General features: G+C 71.0%; 15 protein-coding genes and 1 riboswitch. Of the genes, 12 read left to right on the plus strand and 3 right to left on the minus strand.

Going from position 1 to position 17,791, the window contains the following annotated elements; translation table 11 throughout:
• Positions 1-2: 2 nt before the first annotated feature.
• Entirely contained in the window at positions 3-671 is a 669-nt protein-coding gene (locus tag L6E12_RS05625) for a hypothetical protein (protein ID WP_236226807.1), read from the minus strand.
• Positions 672-893: 222 nt separating this feature from the next.
• Between L6E12_RS05625 and L6E12_RS05630 the strand changes: the two genes are divergently transcribed.
• Positions 894-1,535, plus strand: coding sequence for a hypothetical protein (locus tag L6E12_RS05630; RefSeq protein ID WP_236226808.1), 642 nt, complete (start codon positions 894-896; stop codon positions 1,533-1,535).
• 21 nt (positions 1,536-1,556) lie between these two features.
• Here the strand turns inward: L6E12_RS05630 and L6E12_RS05635 are convergent, their stop codons facing one another.
• Positions 1,557-2,249 (minus strand): TetR/AcrR family transcriptional regulator, encoded by a 693-nt coding sequence (locus L6E12_RS05635; RefSeq protein WP_236226809.1) that lies wholly within the window; start codon positions 2,247-2,249, stop codon positions 1,557-1,559.
• Positions 2,250-2,351: 102 nt separating this feature from the next.
• Between L6E12_RS05635 and L6E12_RS05640 the strand changes: the two genes are divergently transcribed.
• The 8 genes from L6E12_RS05640 (at position 2,352) to L6E12_RS05675 (ending at position 11,355) form a co-directional block, all read left to right on the plus strand.
• Positions 2,352-3,542: a lipid-transfer protein gene (locus L6E12_RS05640; RefSeq protein ID WP_236226810.1), complete on the plus strand. Its 1,191-nt coding sequence runs from the start codon at positions 2,352-2,354 to the stop codon at positions 3,540-3,542.
• Between the two features lie 35 nt (positions 3,543-3,577).
• The gene (locus L6E12_RS05645) at positions 3,578-4,009 is read left to right on the plus strand and encodes an SRPBCC family protein (RefSeq protein WP_236226811.1); all 432 of its coding nucleotides are present in this window, start codon (positions 3,578-3,580) and stop codon (positions 4,007-4,009) included.
• A gap of 2 nt (positions 4,010-4,011) precedes the next feature.
• Positions 4,012-4,857 carry a MaoC/PaaZ C-terminal domain-containing protein gene (locus L6E12_RS05650; RefSeq protein ID WP_236226812.1) on the plus strand — a complete coding sequence of 282 codons (846 nt, stop codon included), beginning with the start codon at positions 4,012-4,014 and terminating at the stop codon, positions 4,855-4,857.
• Between the two features lie 34 nt (positions 4,858-4,891).
• A complete protein-coding gene (locus tag L6E12_RS05655) occupies positions 4,892-5,770 on the plus strand; it encodes an SDR family oxidoreductase (protein WP_236226813.1) in 879 nt (292 codons plus the stop codon).
• A gap of 10 nt (positions 5,771-5,780) precedes the next feature.
• A complete protein-coding gene (locus tag L6E12_RS05660) occupies positions 5,781-7,982 on the plus strand; it encodes an acyl-CoA dehydrogenase (protein WP_236226814.1) in 2,202 nt (733 codons plus the stop codon).
• Positions 7,983-8,366: 384 nt separating this feature from the next.
• A riboswitch (cobalamin riboswitch) is annotated at positions 8,367-8,440 on the plus strand.
• A 94-nt stretch (positions 8,441-8,534) separates the two neighbouring features.
• Positions 8,535-9,560 (plus strand): iron ABC transporter permease, encoded by a 1,026-nt coding sequence (locus L6E12_RS05665; RefSeq protein WP_236226815.1) that lies wholly within the window; start codon positions 8,535-8,537, stop codon positions 9,558-9,560.
• Positions 9,557-10,327, plus strand: coding sequence for an ABC transporter ATP-binding protein (locus L6E12_RS05670; protein ID WP_236226816.1), 771 nt, complete (start codon positions 9,557-9,559; stop codon positions 10,325-10,327). Before L6E12_RS05665 ends, L6E12_RS05670 begins: the two co-directional genes overlap by 4 nt.
• A complete protein-coding gene (locus L6E12_RS05675; protein WP_236226817.1) occupies positions 10,324-11,355 on the plus strand; it encodes an ABC transporter substrate-binding protein in 1,032 nt (343 codons plus the stop codon). The genes L6E12_RS05670 and L6E12_RS05675 overlap by 4 nt, the downstream gene beginning before the upstream one ends.
• Before the next feature lie 15 nt (positions 11,356-11,370).
• Here the strand turns inward: L6E12_RS05675 and L6E12_RS05680 are convergent, their stop codons facing one another.
• Positions 11,371-11,910, minus strand: a complete 540-nt coding sequence (locus tag L6E12_RS05680; protein ID WP_236226818.1) for a hypothetical protein — start codon at positions 11,908-11,910, stop codon at positions 11,371-11,373.
• A gap of 224 nt (positions 11,911-12,134) precedes the next feature.
• Here L6E12_RS05680 and L6E12_RS05685 point away from each other — a divergent pair, with 224 nt between their 5' ends.
• The 3 genes from L6E12_RS05685 to L6E12_RS05695 are packed head-to-tail and all read left to right on the plus strand — an operon-like array spanning position 12,135 to position 17,687.
• A complete protein-coding gene (locus L6E12_RS05685; RefSeq protein ID WP_236226819.1) occupies positions 12,135-13,970 on the plus strand; it encodes a thioesterase domain-containing protein in 1,836 nt (611 codons plus the stop codon).
• Between the two features lie 10 nt (positions 13,971-13,980).
• The gene (locus L6E12_RS05690) at positions 13,981-14,694 is read left to right on the plus strand and encodes a hypothetical protein (protein WP_236226820.1); all 714 of its coding nucleotides are present in this window, start codon (positions 13,981-13,983) and stop codon (positions 14,692-14,694) included.
• 35 nt (positions 14,695-14,729) lie between these two features.
• Positions 14,730-17,687: an NACHT domain-containing NTPase gene (locus L6E12_RS05695; RefSeq protein ID WP_236226821.1), complete on the plus strand. Its 2,958-nt coding sequence runs from the start codon at positions 14,730-14,732 to the stop codon at positions 17,685-17,687.
• Positions 17,688-17,791: the final 104 nt, after the last annotated feature.

Genomic DNA, 17,791 nt, shown 5'->3' on the forward strand with positions numbered 1-17,791 from the left:
GGTCAGGCGGGCAGGTTCGGCAACGGCCACGCCCGGCCGGTGCCCGACGCCGTGAACACCTGGTCGGTCACGGCGAACAGCGCCACCCCGAAGGCCTCGGTGAAGGCGTCCACGCCCTCCTGGGTGGGGGTGATCGGGATGCCGCTGCCCTTGAGCGTGGTCGGCTTGCCCGGCGCCCCCGGCTCCACGGACAACCGCACCGCGCCGGGGTCGGCGGCGTACAGCGGCTGCTCACCGATCCACTCGTCGTCCACCTTCAGGAAGGCGGAGATGCGACCCTCCGGCATCGAACCCCGGATACTGGTGATCTCCATCCGCGCCTTCGAGTTCTGCAACGCCACCCCGCCCGACACCCGCGCGGAACCCTTCGTGGGCTGACCGAGCGGGCTGACGGTGCCGGTGGCGTACTCGGGCGGCAGCGTCACGCCCACGACGGTCGTCCCGTCGGCCCCCACCAGCGCGGTGGCCGGGGCGACCGCCTGGACCTCGATCTCCTCCTCCGCCAACCGGCTCAGCGCCAACTCGGTCAGCCGGATCTCGCCCAACCCGTCGAGCAGGCTGAACGTCGTGTCGAGGGGGGCGCTCGCGGTCGCGGACGCCGCCCCACCGAGCTGCGCGAGGAACGGTGCCGCCATGGCACCGCTGACAAAAACACGTCGGGTGACCGTCATGGGCCCAAGTCTCGCGTACCCCACCGGGGACCTGGCGGCAATTAACTCGAAAGAAGGAGAGTCGCATGGGGACACCGAGCACGGCAGCGTGCGGGGTGGCCATTCCGCGTGTTCGAGCACGGCACAGTCGATCCGACTTCCGCGCTGGTGGCGGTTTCTGAGAACCTGATCACGACCCGTCCCGGGTCGACGTCGTCCGAGCGCACCGATGGGGGAGCCGCTGTGACCACGACACCGCAACCCGCGGACTGGAACTGGCTGGGACCGCTGCTCGACTTCGGCGGGTGCCTGACCTTCGCCTGCGGGGCGAACTCCGACCAGGTGCTGGGCGCCTTCGACATCGACCCCGACACCGCCGTCGAGCGCACCCTGCAGCAGACCATGAGCGATCCAGCGGTGAAGGCTTTCCGCGAGCCCCCGTTCTGGGTGCGGGTGGCGGACCTCGGTGAGTGGGCGGTGGCCGTGGAGGTGGCGCAGGCCAAGGGCTACCTCGATCAGATCGAGCTCGACCTGTCCGTGGACTTCGACGTCCTCACGATGGTGTTCTCCGTGGTGGACCCGCCCATCCTGCGGCTGCTCGGGCAGTACGGGGTCATCACCGCCATGTCCTTGAGCGAGGGCTACGACACCAGGTGGGGCTCCGACCCGCACGGGCTGGACCCGGCGCTGGAGAGCGCCGGTCTGCTCGACTTCACCGCGCACCCGCCGCGCGGTACCGCCTTCAGCCGGGCAGCGGCGGCGGTGGCCGCCCAGCTCGACATCGAACTGGACGCCGACACCTTCACCGGCCCACTGCTCACCGGGTCCCGCGACCACCCGTACATGTACGCCCCCGGCCCCCGGGGGCCGCAAGTCAGCCCGTGACGTGAGCCGGACAACCCCGGCTCAGGCGTCGAGCAGTTCGACCACCGTCTGGTCAGGGTCGATCGCCACGCCCAGCGCGGCCAGGTTGCCGCTCATCAGCGACCAGATGGAGACCGTCAGGAACTCGGCCAGCCGGGCGCTGCTCAGCGGGCGGCGCTTGTCGGCCAGCCAGCGGTTGACCGTCGCGTCGACGAAGCCGACCACCCCGACCGCGAGTGAGGGGGCGAGGTCGGGGTCCTTGCCGAACCGGGTCAGGACGGCGGCGAACAGCTTGCCCGCCTCGACCGCGATGGCCGTCTTGGTGCTCGCCACGACCCGGGAGCCACCGGTCGCCTCGCGGGTGTGCGCGCCGAGGAAGGCGTGCAGGTGGGGGTGCCGGTCGATCCAGCCGAGGTAGGTGTCGACGGCCCGGCGGATGGCCTCGGTGACCGTGCCGTCCGGGCGCAGGGTGGGTGCCAGCTCGGCCATGAGCGATCCGATGACGTGCGCCCGGATCTGTTCGTCGAGGTCGGCGCGGTCCTGGAAGTGCCGGTAGATGACCGGGCGCGGCACGCCGACGCGGTCGGCGATCTGCTTGACGCCGATGTCGGGGCCGTGCTGCTCGATCACCGCGAGGGCCGCGTCGAGCACCTGGAGGCGGCGCTGGGCCTTGTGCGCGTCCCAACGGGTCGAGCGCCCGTCGACTTCGGGGGCGGGCTCGTTCGCGGTGGGCATGGCGGGAGTCTACTTCTCGGAAAAGTAACTGATACATCTTGTCACGCGTATCTGTCTGATACACACTGTCTCAGGCAGACGGCGGACGACCGAGGAGGCCCGGTGAGTGGCAAGGCGTATGTGATCGGCGTCGGCATGACGAAGTTCGAGAAGCCCGGCAGCAGGGACTGGGACTACCCCGACATGGCGCGCGAGGCGGGCCGCAACGCGCTCGCCGACGCCGGGATCGAGTACCCGCTGGTCGAGCAGGCCTACGTGGGCTACGTCTACGGCGAGTCGACCTCGGGTCAGCGCGCGGTCTACGAGCTGGGCCTCACCGGCATCCCGGTGATCAACGTGAACAACAACTGCTCGACCGGGTCGACGGCGCTGTTCCTGGCCGCGCAGGCCGTGCGCGGCGGGATCGCGGACTGCGCGCTGGCGCTGGGCTTCGAGAAGATGCAGCCGGGCTCGCTCGGCTCCACCTTCGACGACCGCGAGCAGCCGATGATGAAGCACCTGCTCGCCCTGGCGGAGTTGCAGGACTTCGCGATGCCGCCCGCGCCGTACATGTTCGGCGCCGCGGGCCGCGAGCACATGCAGCGCTACGGCACCACCGCCGAGCAGTTCGCCAAGATCGGCGTGAAGAACCACCGGCACTCGGTGAACAACCCGTACGCGCAGTTCCGCGACGAGTACACCCTCGACGAGGTGCTCGCCGCCAAGACCGTCTACGACCCGCTCACCAAGTTGCAGTGCTCGCCGACCTCGGACGGCTCCGGCGCGGTGGTCATCGCCAGTGAGGCGTTCGTGGAACGCCACGGGCTGGCCGGGCAGGCGGTCGAGATCGTCGGCCAGGCGATGGTCACCGACCTGGAGAGCACCTTCGCCGACAAGAGCGCGATCAGCCTGGTCGGGGCGGACATGACCCGCACCGCGGCGCGCGCGGTCTACGCGCAGGCCGGGATCGAGCCGTCCGACGTGGACGTGATCGAGCTGCACGACTGCTTCTCCACCAACGAGCTGATCACCTACGAGGCGCTGGGCCTGTGCGCCGAGGGTGAGGGCGGCAAGCTCGTCGACGCGGGCGACACCACCTACGGGGGCCGCTGGGTGGTCAACCCCTCCGGTGGGCTGATCTCCAAGGGCCACCCGCTCGGCGCGACCGGGCTCGCCCAGTGCTCCGAGCTGACCTGGCAACTGCGCGGCACGGCCGACAAGCGCCAGGTCGACGGCGCGCGGATCGCCCTGCAGCACAACATCGGGCTCGGCGGCGCGGTCGTGGTGACCGCCTACCGGCCCGCCGAACGCTGAACACCCCTCCACAACGACAACCGAGGAGAACAACCATGACCAAGGTCAACGTCACCGTCGCCCTGCCGAGCACGCCCGAGAAGACCTGGGCCACCATCTCGGACCTGAGCCGCTTCGAGGAGTGGCTGACCATCCACCAGAAGTGGAGCGGTGAGCTGCCCTCGGAGATCGGGGTGGGCTCGAAGGTCACCGAGGTCCTCGCGGTGATGGGGATGGCCAACAAGATCGAGTGGACGGTCGACGAGTACGACGCGCCGCGCTCGCTGAAGATCAGCGGCACCGGCATGGCCGGGGTCAAGGTCTCCTTCACCCTGTCGGTCAAGCCGGAGGGCGCGGGCAGCCGGGCCGACATCGACGCCGAGTTCACCGGCCAGATGATCGTCGGCCCGATCGGCGCGGCCGTCGGCAAGAACACCAAGGGCGAGCTGGAGAAGTCCGTCGCCAAGCTCGCCGAACTGGTGGGCTGAGGGTGACCGCGCCCGCTTTCGACGAGGCCGGGATCGGGCAGTGGACCGAGCCGGACACCTTCGAGGTCACCGCCGAGCGGATCGCGCAGTACGCCGAGGCCACCAACGACCCGATCGCCCGGCACCGCGCGGGCGAGGTCGCGCCGCCGGTGTTCGCGGTGGTGCCGGTGTTCAACTCCCTGGTCCCGGCCGCGCTGTCGGTCGCGCCGGTGGAACTGCTGTCGAAGCTCGTGCACGGTGAGCAGGACTTCCGGTTCCACCGCCCGATCCGGCCCGGTGACGTGCTGACCTCGCGGGCCCGCCCCGTCGGGTTCACCGGCAAGCCGAACGGCACCGCCGTGGTGGTGCGGACCGAGACGGTCGACGCCGGGGGCGCGCTGGTCAACGAGCAGTGGATGACCGCGTTCTTCCGCAGGGTCGACGCGGGCCGCAGCGCAGGCGAACCGGCGCCCCCGCACACCTCCGACGAGGCCCTGCGCGCGGCCGACCCGGTGGCGCGGGTCGTCGCGCGCGTCGACGAGGACCAGACCTTCCGGTACGCGCCCGCCTCCGGTGACCCGATGCCCATCCACCTCGACGACGAGCTGGCCAGGCTGTCCGGGCTGCCGGGGATCATCGCGCACGGCCTGTGCACGATGGCGTTCACCTCGTGGGCCCTGCTCACCGAGGTGGGCGGGTCGCGGGTGGAGTACCTGCGCCGCCTCGCCGTCCGGTTCGCCAAACCGGTGCTGCCCGGCCAGGAGCTGACCACCCGCGTCTGGCCCGCCGCGCCGGGGACCTACGCCTACGAGACCACTGTGGACGGCGAGCCGGTCATCACCGACGGCCTGGCCGAGTTCACCCGCTGACCGAACGCCCGACCGGCAAGGAGATCGACACACCATGGGAACACTCGACGGGCGGGTCGCCGTCATCACCGGCGCGGGCCGGGGGATCGGCCGCGAGCACGCGCTGCTGTTCGCGGCGGAGGGCGCGTCGGTCGTCGTCAACGACCTCGGCGGGGCCAACGACGGCGCGGGAGCGGACGCCGGTCCCGCGCAGGAGGTCGTCGACGAAATCACCGCCGCGGGCGGCAAGGCCGTGGCCAACACCGACAACGTCGCCGACTGGGCCGGGGCCAAGGCCCTGGTCGAGCAGGCCGTCTCGGAGTTCGGCGGGCTGGACGTCCTGGTGAACAACGCGGGCATCCTGCGCGACGCGTTCATCGCCGGGATGGACGAGGCGCAGTGGGACGCCGTCATCGCCGTGCACCTCAAGGGGCACTTCGCCCCGCTGCGGCACGCGGCCGAGTACTGGAAGGGGCGGACCAAGGCGGGGGAGACCGTGCGCGCGTCGGTGATCAACACCGCGTCCGCCTCGGGCACCTTCATGCCCAACGCGGGCCAGTCGAACTACGGCGCCGCCAAAGCGGGCATCGCCGCGCTGACCCTGGTCGCCGCCGACGAACTCGAACGCTACGGGGTCCGGGTCAACGCCATCGCCCCGATCGCCCGCACCCGGCTCACGCTGGCGACCCCGGGCATGGGCGCGCTGTTCGCCCAGGAGGTCGAGGAAGGCGAGTTCGACGCCTTCGACCCGGCCAACATCGCCCCGATGGTGGCCTACCTCGGAACGGAGAAGTGCCCGTTCACCGGCAAGGTGTTCTCGGTCCAGGGCGGTGCGATCTCCGAGCTGCGCGGCTGGCGGGGCGAGCGGACCGTCGAGACCGACGGCCCGTGGACGGTGGCGGGGATCGACGAGCAACTGGCCGACTGGGCCTGAGGGGAACACCATGACCACCGCCCACGAGCTGGGCCTCGGCCTGACCGGGGAACACACCGCGCTCGCCGACTCCGTGCGCGGCTTCGCCGCCCGCCACCTCGGCGCGGACGTCCTGCGCGCCGCCGTCGACGCCGACCGCGAGAGCCTGCCGCCGTTCTGGGGTGCGCTGGGCGCCCAGGGCCTGCTCGGCCTGCACGTGCCCGAGGAGCACGGCGGCGCGGGCGCCGGGCTGTTGGAACTGGCGGTCGTCCTCGAAGCGCTCGGCCGGGCCGCGCAGCCCGGCCCCCTGCTGCCGACCACGCTCGCCTCCGCGCTGCTGGTCGCCTCCGCCGCCAAGGTGCGGGGTGACCTGCTGCCCGGCCTGGCGGACGGCTCGACCACCGCCGCGGTCGGCCTGGCCGAACCGCTGGCGGCGACCACCGGCCCGGACGGGGTGACCATCACCGGCTCCACCACCGGCGTGCTCGGGGGAGCGGTGGCCGACGTCCTCGTGCTGCCCGCGCGGATCGACGACGAGCTCCGGTGGGTTGTCCTCGACCGGGCGGACCTCGACGTCCGCGAGCGCGACAGCCTCGACGTCATCCGCCGATCCGCCCTGGTCGCCACGCGGGAGCCGGTGCCGGTGCCCGAGGACCGGGTGCTGCACGACCTGGGCGCCGAGCGGGTCCGCTCCATCGCCGCCGTCCTGCTCGGCGCCGAAGCGGTCGGTGTGGCGTCCTGGTGCACCACGACCGCCGCCGAGTACGCGAAGGTCCGGGTCCAGTTCGGACGCCCCATCGGGCAGTTCCAGGGCGTCAAGCACAAGTGCGCCGCCATGGGCGTCGAACTCGAACGGGCCCGCGCGAGCGTCTGGGACGCCGCCCGGGCACTGGACGCGGGCGACGACACCGCGGACTTCGCCGCCGCCGTGGCCGCGGTGGTCGCCCCCGACGCCGCCGTGCGCTGCGGAGCCGACTGCGTCCAGGTCCTCGGCGGCATCGGGTTCACCTGGGAACACGACGCCCACCTGTACTACCGGCGCGCGCTGACGCTGCGCGGCCTGCTCGGCGGGAGCGCGCAGTGGTCCGCGGAGGTCGCCCGGCACGCACTGGGCGGCGGCTCCCGCCAGGTCCGCATCGACCTGCCCGACGGCGCCGAGGCGATCCGCGAGGCGGTGCGCGGGGAACTGGCCGCGATCGCCGCACTCGGCCCGGACGAGCAGTTGGTCGCACTCGGCGACGGCGGCTGGGTCCAACCGCACCTGCCCCGCCCCCACGGCCGCGCCGCGGACCCGCTGGAACAGGTCGTCATCAGCGAGGAGCTCAAGCACGCGGGTATCCCGCTGCCGGAACTGCTGATGGGCGGCTGGGCGGTCCCGCCGATCGTCGCCTTCGGCACCGAGGAGCAGAAGCAGCGCGTGGTGGTGCCGACCCTGCGCGGTGAAGTCGTGTGGTGCCAACTGTTCTCCGAGCCCGGCGCCGGTTCCGACCTCGCCTCCCTCACCACCAGGGCCACGCGGGTGGAGGGCGGATGGAAGGTCAACGGCCAGAAGATCTGGACCACGGTCGCCCAATTCTCCGACTGGGCCATGCTGATCGCCCGCACCGACCCGGACGCGCCCAAGCACGAGGGCATCACCTACTTCATCCTCGACATGTCCACCCCCGGCATCACCGTGCGCCCCCTCCGTGAGGCGACCGGCTCCCAGCTGTTCAACGAGGTCTTCCTCGATGACGTGTTCATTCCTGACAACTGCGTTGTCGGGGAACCCGGTCAGGGGTGGGCAGTCGCCCGCGCGACCCTGTCCAGCGAACGCGTAGCCTTGGGTCGTGGCAACGCTTCTTATCCCACGCTGGCGGACCTGCTGAAGTTCGCCGACGGCCGTGACCTCGACGCGACAGCGCTGAACCGGGTCGGTGAGTTCGCCTGCGAGAACCATGTCCTTGACCTGCTCGGCGCCCGCACGGTGCTCAAGCAGCTTTCCGGGGTGGACGTGAGCACGACGTCGAGCGTCGGCAAGCTGCTCAGCATGCGGTTCGGGCAGCAGATCGCCGAGTTCTGCGTGTCTCAGCTCGGTGTTGCCGGGGTGGTGGCGGTCGCGGGAGAACCGAGTGACCGGTGGATGGACCAGGTCGTGGCCTGCCGCGCGATGACGATCTACGGCGGGACCACCGAGGTGCAGCTCAACGTCATCGGCGAACGCATGCTCGGCCTGCCTCGCGACGCCGCTTGACGGGTTTTGTGTGGGGGTGCCCGGCTGGGCCGCGTCCTTCGGCCGCCGAGAGTTTGGTGGGGGTGCCCGGCTGGGTGGATGTGCTTGGCCGGGGCCCCTACGGCGATCATGTGGCCCAGCGTGCCAGGGTGGGGCTGAAGGGATGCCCCACAGCCCGGGCAGGCTTGCACATGATCGCCACCCCCACCCAAACACATCCACCCACCCGGGCATTTTCGTAGCCGGGCCTGCGGTTTCCGGGGCGGCCGGTTGGTCGCTGCGCCTGCGGGGTTCGGGTGGCTGGTTGTCGCTGCGCTGGCGGGGGGTTCGGGGTGGCTGGGGTGGCGGTGTGTGGGGTGGCTGAGCGGCTGTGGGGGTAGGCCCTAGGCTGTCGGCGACGGGTGCGGGAATCCGGTGGGAATCCGGAGCGGTCGCGCCACTGTGATCGGTCGTCCTCAGCGACGACCGGCAGCCAGACCCCTCCCCGTCGCTGGTGTTCCCAGGCCGCGCAAGCCACGAGGAGGTCGCGATGACGGACGACGACGAGGGGAACCGCACCCGGTCCGGGCGCGGGTGAGGCTCCGCGTCGGCACCACCGCCTCCGTGCTCGTGGTGGTGCTCGGGCTCAGCCTCGTCCTGTCCACGGCGTTCGGCGCCGAGCCGCTGGCGCTGTCCGAGGTGGGCCGCGCGCTGTGGGGGCGGCTGCACGGCGGGATCGCGGTGGACCTCGCCACCGACACGATCGTCTGGCAGTTCCGGGTGCCCAGGGTGCTGCTCGCCGCCCTGGTGGGCGCCGGGTTGGCCGTGGCGGGCGTCGGGATGCAGACCCTGGTGCGCAACCCGCTGGCCGACCCCTACCTGCTCGGGGTGTCCTCCGGGGCGGGGGTGGGCGCCACGGCGGTGATCACGACGGGTCTGTTCGCCTCGGCCGGGATCTTCGCGCTGACCGCGGGGGCGCTGGTGGGTGCGCTGGCGGCGGCGCTGATCGTGTTCGGGGTCGCCACCGCGCAGGGCGGGCTGACCCCGCTGCGACTGGTGCTGACCGGGACCGTCCTCGGGTCGGCGTTCTCCGCGCTCGCCAGCTACCTGGTCTTCCGCAGCCCGGACCCCGCCGCCGCCCAGTCGGTCCTGTTCTGGCTGCTGGGGAGCCTGGCCGGGGCGACCTGGCAGCAGTTGCTGCTGCCCGCCGCGGTGGTGCCCGCGGCGGTGGTGTTGCTGCTGTCGGGCAGCCGGTGGTTGGACGCGCTGCTCGTCGGACCGGACACCGCGGCGGCGGTCGGGGTGCCGGTGCGCCGGGTGCGGGTCGGGCTGTTCGTGGCGCTCGGCGTCCTGGTGGGTGTCCTGGTCGCCGTCTCGGGTGGCATCGGGTTCGCCGGGCTCGTCGTCCCGCACGCCGCGCGGCTGCTGGTGGGCCCGAGGCACCGGGCGGTGCTGCCGGTCGCGGCCCTGTGCGGGGCGCTGTTCCTGGTGTGGGTCGACGTGGTGACCCGGGTCGCCGTGCGGCCCACCGAAATCCCGCTGAGCGTCGTGTCGGGGCTCATCGGCGCACCGGCGTTCCTGGCCCTGCTGGGCAGGCGCCGCTACCGGTTCGGCGCATGAGCGCGCTGAGCGCGGTGGGCCTGACCTGCGCGGTGGGCCGCCGGGCGGTGCTGGTCGACGTGGCGTTCGACATCGAGCCCGGGCAGGTCGTCGGCGTGGTCGGGCCCAACGGCAGCGGCAAGTCCACCCTGCTGCGGGCGCTGGCGGGGATCACCCGACCGCCCCGGGGGCGGGTGCTCGTCGACGGGGAGGACCTGCACCGGCTGCCCGCGCGGGCCAGGGCCCGGCGGGTCGCGTTCGTCGGCCAGGACGAAGACCTCCCCTCGGGGCTGCTGGTGCGCGAAGCGGTCGCGCTCGGCCGCGTGCCCTACGCCGCGCCGTGGGACACCGACGACGCCGACCGGCCGATCGTGCTGTCGGCCCTGGCCGAAGTCGGCCTCGCCGACCTGGCGCGGCGCCCGGTCGAGGACCTCTCCGGCGGCGAGCGGCGCCGGGTGTCCCTGGCGCGCGGCCTCGCCCAGCGGGCCCCGGTGCTGGTCCTCGACGAACCGACCAACCACCTCGACGTCGGCCACCAGCTACGCCTGGTCGAACTGCTGCGCGGCCTGGACCGCACCGTCGTCGTCGCCCTGCACGACCTTTCGCTGGCCGCAGCCACCTGCGACCGCCTGGTCGTCGTCCACGGTGGACGGACCGCACCCGCGCTCCCGCCTGCGGAGGCCCTCACCTCCGAGGTGGTCCGCGCCGCCTTCGGCGTCCGCACGACCCCCGTGACCGACCCGCACACCGGACGCACCCACCTGCTGATGTCCCTGGAGGACTCGTGAACCGCACTCCCGTCGTGCTCGCCTGCGCGCTCGCGCTCACCGCGTGCGGCAGCGCGCCAGAACAACCGCGGGGCGGCGGCACCGCCACGGTGACCAACTGCGGCACGGCGGGGGAGTTCCCCGCGCCCGCGCAACGCCTGTTCGTCAACGACGGCAACATGATCGCCATGGTGCTGGCCCTCGGCGCCCAGGACCGCGTCGCCGCCGTGTCCAGCCTCCAGCGCGACACCGCCACCCTGCGCGCGCACTACGGCCCGGCCGTGGACGCGCTCAACCAGGTCGCCCCGCAGTACCCGTCGAAGGAAACCATCATCGCCCAACGGCCCGACGTGGTGGTGGCGGGGTGGAACTACGGCTACAGCGAGGAAAAGGGCCTGACCCCCGACTCGCTGCGAGCCCAGGGCATCGCCCCGTACATCCTGACCGAGAGCTGCAGGCAGCAGGACGGCCAACGCGCCCGGGGGATCGTCGACCCCTGGCAGGCGCTGCGCGAGGACCTGACCAACCTCGGCACCATCACCGGCCGCGCTCCCCAGGCCGCGGACGTGCGCACCGACCTGGACACCCGCCTGGCCGCACTCCGCGCGGCACCGCAAGCGCCCACCCCGCCGACGGTGTTCCTCTTCGACAGCGCCAGCGACACGGTGTTCTCCAGCGGCCGCTTCGGCGCCCCGCAGGCCATCCTCGACGCCGCGGGCGCCCGCAACGCCCTCGCCGACCTCGACGACACCTGGACTGCGGTCTCCTGGGAACGCGTCGCCGCCGCCGACCCCGCCGCCTTCCTGTTCGTCGACTACCCGCCGCAGACCTTCCAGCAGAAGATCGACCTGCTGACCGCCCGCCCCGGCATCGCCGACCTCCCCGCGGTCAAGCAGCGCCGCTTCCTCAACCTCCCCTACGCGCTCTGGACCAGCAGCCCGCTCAACATCGACGCCGCCGAGCAGGTCCGGTCCGCGCTGGAGGAGTGGGGCCTCGTCCCTGTCTCGGGCCTCAAGCCCCGCGCCGACGACGAGGTCGCCGCGGGCTGAGGCGGCCGGGGTGCGCTACGCCGCCGCGCAGGGCGAGGGGGTCGAGGCGGCCAGTGCGACGGCCGCGGTGGTCGGGGTGGGCACGACCGTCGTGGTGGTGGGCGGTTCCTCGGTGATCGGCGGGCCCTGCGACGCCGGGCGCGTGCCGGAGCACAGGCCGGTTTCGACGACCCGGTCGCTCGCGTCACCGGAGGCGAAGACCAGGTAGGTTTCCCAGACGTTGAGGGAGATGCCGCAGGTGGCGCCCGAAATCGAGGTGTCGACGTTCACCAGGATCGGCGGCTGCCCCTTGTAGGTCTGCAACCGGAGGACCCGGTAGCGGATCACGTCGTCCTGCGTGTTGTCCGGGTCGGTGCCCGTGAGGGTTTCCTTGCCCAGGACCAGGCCGGTGAAGACGTGGTCCGCCCGGGCGTAACGCGAGCCCTCGCCGTCGGGGAAGCACGAGCACGCGCTGGCTGAGGTCACGAACACCCCGACGAGCATCACCAGGGCCGCCAGGACCACCGCGAGCACACGCCCGAACCGCCGCTTGCGCGTCGTGCGAAAAGGGGACACGTCGTTCCTCCAGACCCTGCGCCGCATTCCTGCGGTCAGCCTAGGGAGCCGCCGCACGGCGTAGCACCGCCAATCGCAGCAGCGATCGAACGCCCTGCCTCTGGGGACGGGCATGACACAAGTCACTTTACCAGTGCATTACTTTGCTTTACGGGATCTTTGTGTAACGTCGAGGTCGCCCGGAGTCATGACCAGTCCGCCCGAGTCGAGGGGAACTGATCACCTTGGAGGACCTGCCCGTTCTCGCCGCCCAGGCGGGAATCTGGTTCGCCGAGCAGGCCGCTCCGGACTCCTCCTACCTCTGGGAGGGGTACGCCGACATGGGGGCGCCGGTGTTCCGCGTGCACTCCCCGTCCGGCATCAGCGGGCTCTACGCCGGGCTGCTCGGCCACATCGACAGCACCCACCCGGTCTACGGCATCGACGCCGACGACCCGCGCACCCACACCGGCCCCGGCTCCATCGAGGAGCCGGCGGAGTCCTACGTGGAGGAACTGCTCGCCCGCTCCCCGGACGGGCCCTACCACTTGCTCGGCTGGTCCTTCGGCGGGCTCGTGTCGCACGCCATGGCCATCCGGCTGCGCGCCCGCGGTGCGGAGGTGCTCACCGCCGCGGGCCACCGCGACGACGAGTACCCGCCGGAGCGGCTGACCCACCCCGAGGTGTCCGCGCTGCTGCGGTGCGAGGGCAGCCTGCTCGCCACGTTCACCGAGGACGACGTCGACCGCCTGGTGGCCATGTCCCGCCGCCACGCCCGGCTGATGTCCGGGCACCGGCCCGAGCCCTACCCCGGCGACGCCGTCCACCTGGCCACCACCGGCCCGACCGCGGTGCCGGACTGGGCCGACTGGTGCCCGCTCATCGGCGGCCACCTCACCGAACACCTCCTCGACATCGCCCACCACCGCGCCGTGCTGGGAAACACCGCCAAGACCGCCGAGCTGCACGACATCACCCCCGACCGCCCGCACGGCACCTGCCTGCCGCTGTACCACTGCAACGCACTCGTGTTGTCGCTGCTCGGCACGCACACCACCGGCAGTCCGCTGGTCCTGCACACCACGTTCGACCCCGCGGGCCACCTCGCCGACCTCGATCGCGGCGGGGCGCGCACCGCCGCGATCGTGCCCGCCCCGCCGTGGCCGGACGCGCTGGACTACCTGGTCACCGCCGCCGCCCCGCTCCCGCGCGCCCTCGCCGCCTGCTTCCACCGGCTCTACGGCGACCGGCTGCGGCAGGGGTACGGGCTCACCGGGGCGGTGAACTCCAGCCTCACCACGCCCCGCCTCACCGGGGCCGACTTCCGCGCCGCCTACCTCGACGCCCACCCGCCGGTCGGTGTCCCGCTGCCGGGGACGGAGGTGCGGATCGAAGCCGGGGAGGTGTGGCTGCGCACCCCCGACCTGGTGGACGGCTACTGGGACGACCCGGCCGCCACCGCCGCCGCGGTCACCGAGGACGGCTGGCTGCGCACCGGCGACCTCGGCGAGTGGCGCGACGGGCTCCTGGTGCTGCGCGGCAGGCGCACCGAGCGCATCGACCGCGGCGGGGAGAAGCACCACCCGGTCGACTTGGAACGCGACTGGGCGCTGCCCGGGGTGTACGCCGCGGTCGCCGTGCCCGAACCCGCCCTCGGCCACGACGTCGGGCTGGTGGCCACCGACCAGTCGATCGACGCCGTCCGCGCGGTCGTCGAACGGGCCGCGGTCCGCCCCTCGGTGCTGGCCTTCGGCGGGTACCGGGCCACCGCCACCGGCAAGCCGATGCGCACCGCGATGGGCCGCGCACTGGTGACCAGGCGCATCTCCCCGAGCCGCTACGAACGGCTCCTCGGCCACGCCGCCGCCTGCGCGGAGGAGATCGACACCGGCCCGCTGGCCGCCCTGGTCCCGCGCTGCCCACCCGTGCGGGCCGACGACGACCCGGTGTGCGCCGCGTTCGACCGGTGGGCGTGGCAGGCGGCGCGCTCCGGCCCGCGCGGCGCCGCCGTCCTGCGGGCCGGGCGGCACGACCTCGGCGGTCTGCTGTGGACCGACCGGACGACCACCCCAGCGAAGTGAGGTGCACCCGATGACCCGGATGAAGCGCTCCCCGGACCACGAGGACGAACACATCGACCTCGCCACGCACACCGACCCCGACCGCAACCGGCTCACCCCGCTGCTGCGGCTGCCGCCCGAACCGGCGCTGGCCGTGGTGACCGCGTTGGCCGGGGTGGTGCGCGAGGCGCACGCCCGCGAGCGCGAGTCGCCGACCCCACCGGGAGCCCTCAAGCGCGCCCAGGAGTTCGAGGAGGGCGACGTGTACATGGCGGAGGCCCCCTTCGAGGGCTTCTTCGCCGACCGCTACCTGATGGACTTCTACGACGTGCGCGAACGCGGCGTCTGCTCCCGCATGCACCTGCACACCGGCCTCCGGTTCGTGCGGATGATGACCGGCCCCGCCACCACCATCCGCGTCTCCAGCCTGGTCCCCATCACCGTCCTCGACGCCCACTGGCCCGGCGCCCCCCTCCGGACCTTCGTCGACGCCCTGCCCGACGCCCCGGTGCCCAGGGACCGGCACACCGTGGTGGTGCCGGAGAACTCCTGGGTGGACATGCAGATCCCACGCGGTGTCTCCCACCAGTTCAACGCCGTCGGCCCGCACGCGGTCATCGACTCCGTGCACCCGGAGGAGTCGATCGAAACCCTGCGCGAGGGCATGTCCGGCTACCGGATGATGGCCCAGACGATCTTCCTCGCCGACCGGCGCAGCACCTCGGACGCCTGCACCGAACCGTGACCCGCGCCGTCGAGCGCCTCCCGCGCTGCTGGAGCGTGGACCAGGTTCTCGTCGGACCCGGGCGCACCTCAACTCGGCCGCGCAGGGGTTCCGCGCGCGACCAAGGACAAGCGTTCGAGCGCTGCATCCTGGTAGGGTTCAAGGCCCGGTCAAGCGTTCAGCCCTGGGGTGTGACGGTGTCTCTCGAGTCCGCGATGCTGCGCACCATCACGGGTGTCGGCGAAAAGCTGTTCGGAAAAATTTCCCAGAAGCGCCGCATTGCCAAGTCCCATCATGAGTCCCGTCCCACGGTTGCAACTCTGGTTGTCGACTCATTGGTCGGTGAATTGACCAACGAAGAAGTCTCCCGACTTCACAACTACCTCACGTCGGCCGAGTTCGAGGAAGTGGTATTCCAATACGTCTTGGGTGTGAGCCACAACAAACCTCGATATGAAGAACTTCGGGTCGAGGTGCGTCAGCAGATCAGGTACGGTCTGCGGAACAACGTCCGGCTCCGCGCTGAACTGGTGATCACTGCCACCGATGTGATCACAGAGGCTTTCAGCGTGGCGACGCGGAGTATCATCGACACCCATTTCGCGGGTCGACGCATAAGTCCGACCACGGCCGCGTCGGCAGCGCACCTTGTCGGAGCTGCGACGGCGAACTCGCGGCTCCTGCAAGAGGTGATCAAGCTCGACGAGATCTACGCCTTCGCGGAGAACCTGCGGCGGCAGGTGCGGGCACAGGACACATTGCGCCTGCCGCACCTCGGGGTGACCCAGCCGGTCGCCTACGACCAGCTCTTCGTCTCGCCGAAGATAGATTTCCACGCTCACCCCGAAGAGCTGGACATCGAATCGGTCATCCTCCCCGGGTGCCGCTCGGTGATCCTGGGCAACCCGGGTGCGGGCAAGTCCACCTTCGCGGCGAAGCTCGCGTTCGACATCGCGTCCGACAACGTGCGGGGCTCAGAGGGGAGAACGCCGTTCCTGCTCGAGGTGCGGGACCTCACCAGCGAACTCAGCAGCGACAGGAAGACTCTGGTCCACTACGTCGAGCAGGCGTGCCGCGACCCCTACAACCTGCAACCACCCGCCAACGCCGTGGAGTACCTCCTGCGGAACGGGCGTGCGGTGCTCATCCTCGACGGGATCGACGAACTGACCGACACCGCCCTGCGGAAGCGTTTCGTGCGGCTCGTCGAGAACTTCAGCCGACTGTTCCCCTCGGTCCCGATCGTGGTCACCGCCCGCATCGTCGGGTACGACGAAGCCCCGCTGGACAGCGGGGTGTTCGCCGTGGGCACTGTGCTGGACTGGGACACCGCCAGGGTCGAGGAGTACATCGACAAGTGGTTCGCCCTGGACAGTGGCGCCAAGGCGATCGAGCAGGCGCGTCTCGCCGCGGCGCTCAAGAAAGAAAGCATCATGGTCTTCGAACTCCGGAGAAACCCCTTGATGCTCGCCCTGATCTGCACGATGTACTCCGCAGACCGGTTCATCCCGGAGAACTTGGCCCAAGTCTACGAGCGTTGCGCGAGCATGCTCTTCGACAAGTGGGACAACATCAGGGGAATCCCCATGCCCATGCAGTTCCGCGGCCACGTCAGGTCCGCGATCCAGTACCTCGCGTGGTTCATGGTCGAGAGCAACAAGAACGAGCAGACCCTCTCCAGGCAGCGGGTGGTCCACATCTTGGCAACCCAGTTGATAGCGAAGAACTTCGAGAAGGATGAAGCCTTTTTCACGGCAGAGGGGTTCGTCGCTTTCTGCACGGGGCGCATCTGGATACTCACGGACGTCGGAGCATCGTCGTTCGAGCCCTTGTACGGCTTCACCCACCGGACGTTCATGGAGTACTTCGCGGCGGAGCACCTGACGAGGACGCACCCGGATGCGGCGCAGCTCTGGGAGGCGCTCCGGCGAAAGGTGCTGACCGGCGGGTGGGACGTGATCGCGCAGGTCGCCCTGCAGCAACTCGATCGCAACCAGGACGCGGGGGTGGACAACTTCCTGCGGGCCTTGGCCGCCTCCGCCCGGGAAGACCCGTCGAACTTCTGGAACTATCACAGGTTCGCCGCCCAGGTCCTTGGCTACACCTACCCCGACCACGGACTCATACGCGCATTCGTCAGGGCCATGCTGGAAAAGATCTTCGACCTGATCGATGCGAAGCCGGTGTTCCGCGCACACGCACCGGAATTGGCCGAGAGGGCCAGCGCCGAACACGCCTTCTCGGTGCTCCTGAACAACTGCTCGGAGGCCAACCGCCTCGTCGTGCGCCGGACGCTCGTCGACGCCCTCAGCGCCGGGATCTCCCAGGGCCGCGATTCCGCCTTGTTGATCGGACAGGCGCTGCAGCGGCGGTTCGTCGATCGGGATGGAACGGCGACCGGGGCGTTGGCTGAGATGAGCAGTCACATCGTCCAGCGGAACCGGGACGCGTATGACGAGTGGAGGAGGATCGCACCGCGGGCCATGGTGGCCGACGACGGGAGGTTGAGCGTCCTGGTGCTGCGCCACGGACCGCAGCACCTCTACGTCCGCAACATCAGGGCGGGCAATAGTGGGGCAACGCTGCTCGACTACTTCATCCAGCGTGCGAAGGACGGAATGCGCTTTTCCGGCGAGGAGGAGGAGATGCTGTTCCAAGCGCTCCTCCAAGCGCCGACTCCGTGGATCGAAGACCCGAAACAATGGTCGGCCAAATCCAATCCAGAATCTTTCCTGGATGAGTATTCGCGGGCCTATCAAGGACTTTTGAAAATCGGTAGAGATCTGAGATCGCTGTTACTCCTGCCTTTTGTGGAGCATGTTGCGGACGGTCAAGGGTGGTTGCCGAAGACCTCTTCCGCCTCGCTGCCGCTGAGGCACCTGATCGACGGGCGCCGCAGCGGTGTTGACGCACCGAAGACCGATCCGTTGGCTGGCGAAACCCCAAAGGCAGATGTGACCGCGTACCTGGGAGCCTGGCAGCGCAAGGAATTCTCGATCATCGCCCAGAGCTGACCCTGGATCGCCTCAGGCCACCAGGAGGACAGCCGCCTACTCCTGCGGGCGGTGAAAGTTGCGCCGGCGCCGGTGTCCGGAAGCGTCGCTCGCGCAACTCCTGT

Source organism: Actinokineospora sp. PR83 (assembly GCF_021056305.1).
Classification (GTDB): Bacteria; Actinomycetota; Actinomycetes; order Mycobacteriales; family Pseudonocardiaceae; genus Actinokineospora; species Actinokineospora spheciospongiae.